Below are 12,909 nucleotides of genomic sequence, written 5' to 3'. Positions count from 1 at the left end.
ATTATGAGACATGTTTACGGTTGGTTATTATTATTACCAGGATTTATTTTAATTGTTGCATTTACTCATTATCCAACTGTAACAACATTTATTAATTCATTTTTTTCTAATCAAACAGTACTCAAGCCCAAAAGATTTATTGGGCTTGATAATTATGAGTATATGATTCATGATCCAATATTTATACAAACGCTGAAAAATACACTTTATTTTTCACTAACAACAGTTCCCTTATCAATTATGATATCTTTAGCAATGGCAATTTTTGTTCAAGAAAAAATAAAAGCTAGATCAATTGTAAGACTTGCATATTTTACTCCTACAATTTTACCTATGGTTGCAGTTGCAAATATTTGGCTATTTTTTTATGCCCCAGAGATTGGTTTAATAAATCAAGTTCTTCACTACTTTGGATTTAATGAATACAATTTTTTAGGAGATAGAGATTTAGTTTTAGGTTCAACTATAGTTATGACTGTATGGAAAGAAGCTGGATTTTTTATGATATTTTATTTAGCAGCTCTTCAAAGTATACCAAAAGAGTTATATGAGGCTTCCAAAATAGAAGGCTCATCACCTTGGATAACATTTACAAAGGTTACTTTTCCTCTTTTGATGCCAACAACCTTTTTTGTTATGATCAATGCTTTGATTAACTCATTTAAGATGATTGACCATCTATTTATACTCACAAAAGGTGGTCCAGACAATGCTTCAAATTTATTACTATATTATATTTATGATGTTGCCTTTTCATTTTTTGATTATTCATATGCAGCAACACTTACTATTGTGTTACTTTCAATTTTAATCATTATTTCATTAATTCAATTTGGATTAATTGAGAAAAAAATTCACTACAAGTAGAAACATGAAATTATTACAAAAGATATCAACTTATACTTTAGCCCTTATATGGATACTTCCCTTATTTTATACTTTTTGGGCTGCTTTTCATACGGAACAATACTCTGCAAATTTTGATTTATTTGCACCTTTAAGTGTTCAAAGTTTTTATGATGCTTGGAATCAGGCACCATTTTTACACTATTTGATAAATACATTTACTTTAGTTACAATTATATTAATAGGTCAAATGATATTATGTACCCTTGCTGCATATGCTTTTGCAAAATTTGAATTTTATGGGAAAAATGTTGCTTTTTTTCTAGTACTCATGCAACTAATGATTATGCCAGAAAATTTGATTTTAGAAAATTATAAAACTATTTCATATTTTAATTTAGTAGATACAACATGGGGAATGGCATTACCTTATATTGCTTCAGCTTTTGGAATATTTCTTTTAAGACAAACATTTAAAACTATACCAAATGAGCTTGATGAAGCCGCTAAAATGGAAGGTTGTTCTCAACTTGGTATTTTGTTTAGAGTTTATATTCCACTTTCAAAATCTACATATTTAGCTTATGCTTTAGTATCTGTTTCATATCATTGGAATAATTTTTTATGGCCACTTATTATTGCAAATTCAAATAATGTCAAACCATTAACCGTAGGACTTGCAATTTTTGCAGCTCCTGAATCAGGAGTTCAATGGTCTACAATATCAGCAGCAACTTTGATATCGGTTGCACCTTTATTATTAGCATTCTTAATTTTTCAAAAACAGTTTGTTAATTCATTTTTACATACAGGAATAAAATAATGTACGAAGCTTTAAAAAATATTACTTTTATTATATTTGATTTAGATGGGGTATTTTATAGGCAAGACCAAAGTTTAGAGGGTACAAAAGAGATAATTGATTATTTGAATAAAGAAAATATTCAATACTGTTTTTTTACTAACAACTCTAATTATAAAATTCACAGATATAAAGAGAAACTTTTAACTTGTGGTGTTGATGTAAGTGAAAAAAATATTTTCACTACAACAAAACTAATTGAACACTATTTATTTGAAAATAAGCTAGATAATATTTATGTTCTAGGAAGTAAACAGTTACAAGAAAATCTATATGAGAAATATAAAAGAAATGATAAAAATCCCGATATAGTAATACTTGGAATGGAAAATAACATTACATTAAAAGATATATCAAATACCATTAATTTAATAAGTGAAAATACACAAATAATAGCAGCCAATCCAGATAAACTAATTCCCCTAAAAGATGGCTTTGAGTTAGAGTGTGGAGTTTTGATTGATATAATTGAAGAGTATACTAAAAAAATGGTTCAAGTTATAGGTAAACCAAGTCCTTATGGTTTTGATACTATATTATCAAAGTTTGATAAGCAAAAGTGCGAGACTCTAATGATTGGTGATACTTTTGAAACTGATATTTTAGGGGCAAAAAATGCAAATATATCTGCTGGTTGGATAAATTCTGGTAATAAATTACCATCTAATACACTTGATTTTGATTTTATGAGTTTTAAGTCTTTGATAGAATTGAAAGAAGAAATAAAAAAAGCAAAGAGGTAAAACCTCTTTGTCTTTCTATTAAGAGTGAACTAAGTTAGTTAACTCATCACCTGATAATAAGTGGAAATTTAAGTATTTATAAATATCATCTCTTTTTTCAGGAGTGATTTTTTTAGGAACCATATCAAGGTATTCTTCTTTTGTTGGAAGTCTTCCTAAAAGTGCTGCTAATGCTGCAACTTCTGCAGAACCTAAATAAACTTTAGAATCTTTACCCAGTCTGTTATCAAAGTTTCTAGTAGATGTACTAAATACAACTGCACCTTGACCAACATTTGCTTGGTTACCCATACATAATGAACATCCTGGTATTTCAAGTCTAGCACCAGCTGCTCCAAATATTGAGTAATAACCCTCTTCAGTTAATTGTTGTTGATCCATTTTTGTTGGTGGTGCAACCCAAAGTTTTGCAGGAACTGGACCTTCACCTTTAAGTACTTCACCTAAAGCTCTAAATAATCCAATATTTGTCATACAAGAACCAACAAATACTTCATCAATTTTTTCAGTTGGTCTTTTTGGATCAGCTAAAATGTTTGTTAAAGTATCAACATCATCTGGATCATTAGGACAAGCTAATAATGGCTCAGTGATTTCATTTAAATTGATTTCAATAGTTGCTAAATACTCTGCATCTTCATCTGGAGTGATTAATTCAGGATTAGCAATCCATTCTTTCATTTTATCAGCTCTTCTTTGTAAAGTTCTAGCATCTTGGTAACCCTCTTCAATCATTTTTTCAATTAAAGCGATATTTGAAGATAAGTATTCAATAATTGGTTCTTTATCCAATTGAATAGAACAAGCTGCTGCACTTCTTTCTGCTGCTGCATCTGAAAGTTCAAATGCTTGTTCAACTTTAAGTTGTGGAAGACCAGAAATTTCAATTACATTACCTGCAAAAATATTTTTCTTACCTTTTTTCTCAACTGTTAATAAACCATCTTTAATAGCTTGGTAAGGAATAGCATTAACTAAATCTCTTAAAGTAATTCCTGGTTGTAATTCACCAGTAAATTTAACATGTACAGATTCAGGCATAGTTAAAGGCATCATACCAGTAACCCCTGCAAATGCAACAAGACCAGAACCAGCTGGGAATGAAATACCAATTGGGAATCTTGTATGAGAATCTCCACCAGTACCAACTGTATCTGGTAAACATAATCTATTTAACCATGAGTGAATAACACCATCACCTGGTCTTAAAGTAACACCCGCTCTTGAAGTAATAAATTCAGGAAGTGTATGTTGTAAATTAATATCTGATGGTTTTGGATAAGCAGCAGTATGACAGAATGATTGCATAACCATATCAGCACCAAAAGATAGTGCAGCAAGTTCTTTAATCTCATCTCTTGTCATAGGTCCTGTAGTATCTTGTGATCCAACAGTTGTACAAATTGGCTCAACATACATACCAGGTTTAACACCTTCCATACCACACGCTCTTCCTACCATTTTTTGAGCTTGAGTATAACCATTAGTTGAAGCTGCTGGTTGAGATGCAGTAATGAATAAATCAGAAGCTTCTAAACCTAAAGCTTCTCTAGCTTTTGCAGTTAATCCTTTACCAATAATTAATGGAATTCTTCCACCTGCTCTCATTTCATCTGTTAATGTATTTGGAGATAAAGTAAATTCAGAAACAACTTTTCCCTCTTTTAATATTTGTCCTGCATAAGGTTTTACAGTAATAACATCACCAGTTTCTAGTGCATCTACATCTGCTTGAATTGGTAAACACCCTGAATCTTCTGCTGTGTTGAAGAAAATAGGAGCGATAATAGAACCAATAACAACTCCACCTGTTCTTTTATTAGGAACACCTGGAATATCTCTACCCATATGCCATTGAACAGAGTTAATACCTGATTTTCTAGAACTTCCAGTTCCAACAACATCACCAACGTATGCTAAAGGGAAACCTTTTTCTTTAAGTTCAACCATTTTTTCTAATGGTTTTTCCATTCTTGATTGTAACATTGCAGTTGCATGTAATGGAATATCAGCTCTTGTAAATGCTACAGTTGCAGGAGATAAATCATCTGTATTTGTTTCACCAGGAATTTTATAAACTGTTAAAGTAATTTCTTCTTCTAATGCTGGTTTGTTTGTAAACCATTCACCATTTGCCCAAGATTCAATAATCTCTTTAGCATAATTGTTTCCAGCATCTGCTAAATCTTTTACATCATTGAATGAATCATATACTAAAATTGTATTTTTTAATTGTTTTGCTGCATCTGCTGCAGTTTCTTCTACTTTTAATGCATCAACTAACGGAAGGACATTAAACCCACCCATCATTGTCCCTAAAATTTCAATTGCTTCAATCTTAGAAATAACAGAACAGGTAACATTCCCTTGCACTACATCATTTAAAAATGCAGCCTTTACATATGCAGCATCATCTACACCTGGGTTAATTTTATTTTTAAACATATCTAATGCGTAATCTGAATCTTCTACAGTATTTGCTTTTAATAGTTCAACCAATTGTGCCGTTTGATCAGCAGTCAATGCCAATGGAGGAAGACCACCTTCATTAAGTCTCTCTTGCGTATGTGCTTTATAATCAGCGATTAAACTCATATATCTCTCCTAATTAATTTGTAATTGATTATAGCATATACCCAAGCGTATTAATGTACAATTCTTGATATGAATTGTACAAGTTTAATTTGTGTATATATAAGTTACAAAAAAAACTTTCATCTAGCTTAAAATACTCTATATAGGCCTTTTAACAATATTTTTACTTTTATTTCTTAGTGATTTTTTTCTATTGATTTTTTGCCATTTGTCTATGTTTTGTGCTTTCATTCTTATATTGTACAATTTTTGTACAATATAAACTTAATTTTTGATTTTAAGTATAAATGTTATATTCTTCTTAAATATAATTATTAATTAAAACATTTCTGTTATTTTTTTGTTATAATGATACAATATTGTTATATTAGTTAAGGATTATGACATGAATTCATATAGATTTTCTACTTACAATGAAATGTTTGACTATCTAACAACTACTTATGATAATCCTACTTTATTAAACTTCATAAATGCAAATAATAAATATGAATCAATATCAGTATTACAATTCAAAGAAAAAGTGATTTGCTTATGTGCTGCTTTACAAAACTTGGGTATAAAAAAAGGCACAATGGTTGCTGTTTTTGCAAAGTCTTCTCCTTTTTGGTTGATATTTGATTTTGCACTTCAACAACTAGGAGCAATATCTGTTCCAATATTTGCCAACATCTCAACAAAAAATCTAAACTTTGAACTTAAAGATTCAAAATGTAAATATATCTTTATAGATGATATAAATAGAATAAATGACATAAAAGAAGAGATTATTTTCATCACCCATAATTTTTGTATAAAAGAGAAAAACTATTACAATTTAGATGAAATAATAGTCATGGGAAAAGAGATTTGTAATAGACTTGAATATGTAGAGCATAAACCAAAAGAAGATGATATTTTTTCTATTGTTTATACAAGTGGAAATACAGGTAATCCAAAGGGTGTTATTTTAAGCCATAAAAATATTATCTCCCAAGTAAAAGATATAAATGAATTAATTCAATTAGATAAAAAAGAAGTCATCTTATCAATACTTCCCCTTGCTCATATTTTTGAAAGAGCTGTTATGAGTTACTATATCTCAAGGGGTGTTTCTATTTACTTTATAGATGATATTACAAACGTAGCAACTTTGATGAAAACTGTCCGTCCAACAATGATGACTGTAGTACCAAGACTTTTAGAGAAAATATATTACAAGATAAAAACAAATATATCTGACAAACCATTTTTTAGTAAACTAATTGCTTCTTTTGCCTTTCACTATGCACTAAAAGAGAATATAAATAAAGACTCAATCTTATTTAAATTTTTTGATAAACTTGTTTATTCTAAATTTAGAGAAATATTTGGTGGAAGAATTAAGTGGTTAGTTTCAGGAGGTGCTCCTTTAGAAAAAAATATCTATCAATTTTTCTTAAATATTGGAGTTCCACTATATCAAGGATATGGTATGACTGAGTTTTCCCCTGTTATTTCTACAAATTATCCTGGGGCAAATCGTGTGGGAACATCAGGTAAAGCGATGCCAACGGCAGAAGTTAAGATTGAAAAAGATGAACTTCTAGTAAAAGGTCCTTCTTTGATGAAAGGATATTTAAATAATGAAGACCTAACTAAAAAAACTATTGATGAAAATGGTTGGCTTCATACAGGAGATGTTGCTTCAATTGATGAAGATGGATATATTTATATTAAAAGTAGAAAAAAAGATATATTTAAAACCTCTACAGGAGAGTATGTAAATGCAATTCCAATTGAACAAGAACTTTCTAAAAACAAATATATAGAGTTTGCAGTTTTAATATCAAGCAATAAAAAATATACTACAGCCTTACTCTTTGTTGACCATGAACGATATGCTCAACATGGAAAATCAAGTAACTTAACTATAGAGGAGTATTTTAACCAAAGTAGAATTCAAAAATCTATACAAAACCATATAGATAAATTGAATAAAAAAGTAAATAAATGGGAAATGATTATAAAATATAAACTAATAACAAAACAAGCCACAATAGAAGGTGGAGAATTAACCCCTTCAATGAAAGTTTGTAGAGAAGCAATTGAAAATAAATATAAAGAAGAAATTCAAAGTATGTATTAGGAGCTTAAAATGCGTGAAAGAATAGCGATAATTGATGGATTAAGAAGCCCAGTAGCAAAAGCAAATGGGAAATTAAATAATGTAAGTGCTGATAGCTTAGGTGCAATTATTGCAAAAGAGTTAGTTCTTAGAAATAATATATCCTACGATGACTTTGATGAAGTTATTATTGGAAATGTTGCCCAACCAGCAAATGCAGCAAATATAGCAAGAGTTTTAGCTATGAGAGCTGGTTTTCCAAAAAAAACCATTGCATATACTGTTCATAGAAATTGTGCCTCAGGGATGCAAGCCCTATCAAGCTCAATTGAAAAAATATACACAAATCAAGGGGAAATATATCTGGCCGGGGGAGTTGAATCCATGAGTAATATTCCCCTACTCTTTTCAAACCAATTTAAAGATTTTATGACAAAATTTACCTATGCAAAAAGTACATCTGAAAAACTAAAACTACTTACAAGTTTTCGGCTTAGTTTTTTAAAACCCACTATTGGATTAATTTCTGGATTAACAGACCCTATTTCTGGGAAAATCATGGGAATTACTGCTGAGAATCTTGCAAATGAGTTTAAAATAAGTCGCCAAGCCCAAGATGAATATTCATTACAATCACACTTAAAAGCACAAAAAGCAATAGAAAGTGAAATTTTAAAAGATGAAATACACCCTATTATGACAAAAGATTCTTCAATCTTGGATGATGAGGGAATTAGATTTAATCAAAATATTGATGCTTTAAAAAAACTTCGTCCTATTTTTGATAGAACAAGTGGAACTGTAACAGCTGGAAACTCATCTCAAGTTTCAGATGGTGCTTGTATGATGATATTATGCTCTGAATCAAAAGCAAAAGAGTTGGGTCTTGAGCCAATAGGTTTTATAAAAGATTATGCTTATGCTGGTCTTGATGCCAATAGAATGGGCTTGGGTCCAGTTTTTGCCACAAAAAAACTATTTGATAAAACAGGTGTCAGTCTAAAAGATATAGATTTAATAGAACTAAATGAAGCTTTTGCCGCGCAAGTTATTGCAAATCTTGAAGCTTTTAAATCAAAAAGTTTTTGTAAAAAAGAGTTTAACTCTGAGCCTCTTGGTGAAATAAATGAAGAGATATTAAATGTAAATGGAGGAGCAATTGCCATTGGTCATCCAGTTGGTATGAGTGGAGCTAGAATTGTGCTTCACACAATAAAAGAACTTAAAAGAAAAGGCCTAAAAACTGGTCTTGCTACACTTTGTGTTGGTGGTGGGCAAGGTGCAAGTTTTTTAGTGGAGGTATAAAATGAATAATTTAAATTTAGAAATAAATAATGATATTGCAACACTAACCTTTGATTTAAAAAACACAAAGGCAAATAAACTATCTTTTGAAGTATTAAGTGAACTAGACAATGCCTTAGATGAGATAAAACAAAATAGTAAAATAAAAGTTCTTGTTATTGATAGTGCAAAACCTACTATCTTTATTGCAGGTGCTGATATTAAAGAGATAGAGGCTATGAGCACAGAAGAAGAAGTTTATGAGCAAATCACAAAAGGTGATAATATCTTAACTAAACTAGAAGCCTTAAGTATACCAACAATAGCATATATTAATGGAGCTTGTATGGGTGGAGGTTTAGAACTTGCTTTATGTTGTAAATATAGAGTTGCTACTACAAATGAAAAAACAAAATTAGCCTTTCCTGAGATAAAACTTGGATTTTTCCCAGGTCTTGGGGGAACACAAAGAGCTCCAAAACTTGTAGGGCTTATAACTGCCCTTGAGATGATTTTAACGGGTAAAAACCATGATGCTAAAAAAGCATTAAAAATGGGTCTTGTGGATGAAATATTTGATAATGGACAAAAAGAGTTTAAGTTAAAAGAGTTTATTACAAAAGTTCTTGAAAACAAAGTTCAAAGGAAAAAACTACCTTTTGTAAATAATCTTATGGAAAAATTTTCTTTCACAAGGGCATACATTTACAAAAAATCATTACAAGGAATAGAGAAAAAAGTAAATAGAGATTTTAAAGCACCTTATACTGCTTTAGAAGTTATACAAAATACTTTTACTGAAAGCTTTGAAAAAGGTATAGATATAGAAGCTAGAGCTTTTTCACAATTAGCAGCAACAAAAGAGTCTAAATATATGATAGAGCTATTTTTCATGTTTGAAAAACTAAATAAGAACTTTGAAAAAACACCAACTCCAATTTCAAATGTTGCAGTACTAGGAAATGGTGTAATGGGTAAAGGAATCATTTGGTTATTTTCAAAATTTCTAAATGAAGTAAGAATTAAAATAAGAAAAATAGAACAATCCCATGACATCATAAAAGACGTTTCAAAACTATATGATAGTTCTATAAAAAGAAGAACTATGAGTCAAAATCAAGTTGACTTTAAATTAAATAAAATCTCTTATACTGATAAATTTAATGGTTTAGGTCAAACCCAACTAGCTCTAGAAGCTATTATTGAAGATGAAAATGCAAAAAAAGAGGCTTTTAAAGAACTAGAAGAAGTTCTTGATAAAGAAGCAATTATTGCAACAAATACTTCTTCAATCTCCATAGAAAAACTTGGAAGTGAACTAAAAAATAAGAAAAACTTTTTAGGAATACATTTTTTCAATCCTGTAAATATGATGCCACTTGTTGAAGTTATCCCTTCATCACACACTTCTAAAAAGACTATAAATAGAGTAATAGAATTATTAACTACTTGCGGGAAAACACCCATAGTAGTTGGAGATTGTGCAGGATTTATTGTCAATCGTATTTTACTTCCATATATAAATGAGGCTGCTTTTATACTTGAAGAGGGTTCAGATATTAAAACCATAGATAAAATTTTAAAAGATTTTGGTTTACCTATGGGACCTTTTATTTTAGCAGATACTGTTGGTATTGATATAGGTTTTAAAGTAGCAACAATATTACAAGAATCATATGGTTCACGTATGACTGTAGCTCCTATACTTACAAAAGTATATAAAGACTTAAAATTATTAGGTAAAAAAGACAAAAAAGGTTTTTATCTTCATAACACAAAAAATTTAGAGATAAATGAAGAGGTCACAAAACTACTTCCAACAAATAGAAAAGAATTTATCCAAAAAGAGATAATTGAGCGTTGTATGTTTATTATGGTAAATGAAGCTTCAAGATGTTTAGAAGAAGGTATTGTAAATGATCCAAAAATCATAGATTTTGCTATGATAACAGGAACAGGATTTCCTCCATATAAAGGTGGAATTTGTGCCTTTGCAAATGACATAGGAATTTCATATATTGTAGATGAATTAAAACAATATGAAAAAGTTTTTGGGGAAAGATTTAAACCAAGTTTATTATTAGAAAAATTAAATAAAGAGAATAAAGATTTTAAAACAGGGGAAGAATTATGGAAGCTTTAGCCTTTGTACTTATACTTATCATTTTTGGATACTTTTCATATCCTTTAATTTTATGGTTTGGTTTTATTGGTGTATATTCATTAATATTTTTTGATACTAATATTTTATTTTGGGTAATATTTGCTATTTTAGCAGTGACTTTTATAATACATAAAAATAGAATAAAGCTTATAACTTCGCCTTTAGTTAAGTTTATTATGAAAAAAGGTTTATTACCAAAAATATCTGCCACAGAAGAAGCAGCTCTTCAGGCTGGAACAAATTGGGTTGAATCTGATTATTTTAAAGCAGATATAAACTTCAAAAGAATAAAAGAAGAGTATGTTACAAAACTTACAAAAGAAGAGCAAGACTTTATAGATAATGAAGTAAATGAACTGTGTTCTATGACTACAGATTGGGAAATATTTCAAGATAGAGATTTACGTCCTGATGTTTGGAAATTTATAAAAGATAAAAAATTCTTTGGAATGATTATTCCAAAAGAGTATGGTGGTTTAGGATTTTCTGCAACTGCCCATTCACATGTAATAGAAAAACTTGTTAGTCGTTCTCAAGTATTAGCTATCACTATTATGGTACCAAACTCTCTTGGACCTGCTGAGTTGATTTTAAAATATGGAACACAAGTCCAAAAAGATAAATATCTTGAAGACTTAGCAAATGGTAGACAAGTTCCTTGTTTTGGACTAACTGAACCAAATGCAGGGAGTGATGCTACTTCAATTACTTCAAGTGGTGTTATATTTAAAGATGAAGATAAAAAAATAAAAATTAAACTAAATTTTGAAAAAAGATATATAACTTTAGGAAATGTAGCAACTCTTATAGGTATTGCTTTTCAACTTCATGACCCAGAGCAAATATTAGGTGAAAAGAAAGATTTAGGTATTACATTTGGATTACTTGATTCTAAATTAAAAGGGATAGATAACTCAAGACGTCATGACCCACTTGGTATTCCATTTGTAAATTCTCCATTATTTGGAAAAGATGTAGTTATTGAAATAGATGATATTATAGGAGGAATTGACGGTATTGGACTTGGTTGGCAAATGCTTGTTGAGTCACTATCTATTGGAAGAGGAATATCACTTCCAAGTGTTTCTTTAGGAGGAAGTAAACTTGCTTTAAAAGTAGTATCTTCATATTCTCAAATTAGAGAACAATTTGGACTTAGTATTGATAGATTCGAAGGTGTTGAAGAAAAAATTGCAAAAATTGCAGCCTTTACTTATATGTTAAATGCTTCAAGAAACTATACCCTTGATGCAATAGATAATGGAGTAAGACCAGGGGTTATAAACTCTGTTATGAAATACCATGCAACTGAAAAATTTAGAGAAGTGATAAATGATTCTATGGATGTAGTAGGAGGAAGTGGAATTATAAGAGGTGAAAAAAACTTATTAGCCCATGCATATTTTGCTCTTCCTATTTCTATTACTGTTGAAGGTGCAAATATTCTTACTAGAAATTTGATGCAATTTGGACAAGGATTAATTAAATCACACCCTTATATTTATAAAGAGATACAAGCTTTAAATAAAAATGATGTGGAAGCTTTTGATGAAGCATTTTTTTCTCATATAAAACTTGTAGTTAAAGCTTTTGCTAAAACTATTACTTGTTATTTCACAAGAGGATTTTTCTTAAAAACACAAGGAAATTTTAAAAGATACAAACAAAAACTTGTTTGGGCAAGTTCAGAGTTTACACTATTGAGTAATACAGCTCTTGCTCTTTTAGGACCAGCTCTTAAAAAAAGAGAAAACATCTCTGCTAGATTTGGAGATATGCTTTCATATATGTATTTAATAACTGCAACTCTTAGGGAGTTTGATAATAATCCTAAAGAAGAAGATAAAGATTTAGTTAATTATATATGCAACTATGCCTTTGAAGAGATTCAAAAAGCAAAAGAGAATATTTTATATAATCTTCCTATGTTAAAGGTTTTCTTACCACTAGCAAGATTAAATCCATTGAGTGTAAAATCACCAGATAAATTAAATGAAAAGATTGTAAATAACTTAAAAGATGAAACATATCTAAAAGAGTTAACTTCAAGTGTATTTGTTTCAAGTGATGCAAAAGATAGATTAAATATCCTAGAAAAAGCAATTGAGTTAAATAATGAAACAAAACCAGCATTTATAAAAATTAAATTGGCTATTAAAAATGGTGATATTAAAAAAGACTCTTTAGATAATATGGTTGAAGAAGCTTTAGAAAAAGGCATTATTGATAAAGACGAATTGTCAAAACTAAAAAAAGCAAATAAGCTTAAACAATCAATCATAGAAGTTGATTCGTATAAAGCAAGAACATACAAAACAATGAGATAAAA

8 protein-coding genes are annotated in these 12,909 nt (G+C 29.6%); 7 read left to right on the top strand and 1 reads right to left on the bottom strand.

Going from position 1 to position 12,909, the window contains the following annotated elements; translation table 11 throughout:
* Positions 1 to 3: 3 nt before the first annotated feature.
* From ACNI3D_RS07040 to ACNI3D_RS07030, 3 genes are read left to right on the top strand one after another with little or no spacing between them, the layout of a single operon-like run.
* Positions 4 to 867, top strand: a complete 864-nt coding sequence (locus ACNI3D_RS07040; RefSeq protein ID WP_419768774.1) for a carbohydrate ABC transporter permease — start codon at positions 4 to 6, stop codon at positions 865 to 867.
* 4 nt (positions 868 to 871) lie between these two features.
* Positions 872 to 1,669: a carbohydrate ABC transporter permease gene (locus ACNI3D_RS07035; RefSeq protein ID WP_419768773.1), complete on the top strand. Its 798-nt coding sequence runs from the start codon at positions 872 to 874 to the stop codon at positions 1,667 to 1,669.
* A complete protein-coding gene (locus ACNI3D_RS07030) occupies positions 1,669 to 2,451 on the top strand; it encodes an HAD-IIA family hydrolase (protein WP_419768772.1) in 783 nt (260 codons plus the stop codon). Before ACNI3D_RS07035 ends, ACNI3D_RS07030 begins: the two co-directional genes overlap by 1 nt.
* Positions 2,452 to 2,469: 18 nt before the next feature.
* Here ACNI3D_RS07030 and ACNI3D_RS07025 read toward each other — a convergent pair whose 3' ends face one another.
* Positions 2,470 to 5,046 (bottom strand): bifunctional aconitate hydratase 2/2-methylisocitrate dehydratase, encoded by a 2,577-nt coding sequence (locus ACNI3D_RS07025; protein WP_129099832.1) that lies wholly within the window; start codon positions 5,044 to 5,046, stop codon positions 2,470 to 2,472.
* 385 nt (positions 5,047 to 5,431) lie between these two features.
* Between ACNI3D_RS07025 and ACNI3D_RS07020 the strand changes: the two genes are divergently transcribed.
* Genes ACNI3D_RS07020 through ACNI3D_RS07005 form a run of 4 tightly spaced genes read left to right on the top strand, consistent with a single transcriptional unit; the run spans position 5,432 to position 12,907 of the window.
* Positions 5,432 to 7,153: an AMP-dependent synthetase/ligase gene (locus ACNI3D_RS07020; RefSeq protein WP_419768771.1), complete on the top strand. Its 1,722-nt coding sequence runs from the start codon at positions 5,432 to 5,434 to the stop codon at positions 7,151 to 7,153.
* A 9-nt stretch (positions 7,154 to 7,162) separates the two neighbouring features.
* Entirely contained in the window at positions 7,163 to 8,437 is a 1,275-nt protein-coding gene (locus ACNI3D_RS07015) for a thiolase family protein (protein WP_419768770.1), read from the top strand.
* Between the two features lies 1 nt (position 8,438).
* Entirely contained in the window at positions 8,439 to 10,559 is a 2,121-nt protein-coding gene (locus ACNI3D_RS07010) for a 3-hydroxyacyl-CoA dehydrogenase NAD-binding domain-containing protein (RefSeq protein WP_419768769.1), read from the top strand.
* The gene (locus ACNI3D_RS07005; RefSeq protein WP_419768768.1) at positions 10,547 to 12,907 is read left to right on the top strand and encodes an acyl-CoA dehydrogenase; all 2,361 of its coding nucleotides are present in this window, start codon (positions 10,547 to 10,549) and stop codon (positions 12,905 to 12,907) included. Before ACNI3D_RS07010 ends, ACNI3D_RS07005 begins: the two co-directional genes overlap by 13 nt.
* Positions 12,908 to 12,909: the final 2 nt, after the last annotated feature.

The organism is Arcobacter siniprincipis (SeqCode) (assembly GCF_048571125.1).
Taxonomy (GTDB): domain Bacteria; phylum Campylobacterota; class Campylobacteria; order Campylobacterales; family Arcobacteraceae; genus Arcobacter; species Arcobacter siniprincipis.
The sequence above is the reverse complement of the archived record's forward strand: the minus strand, read 5'-3'. Positions and strand labels throughout refer to the sequence as shown.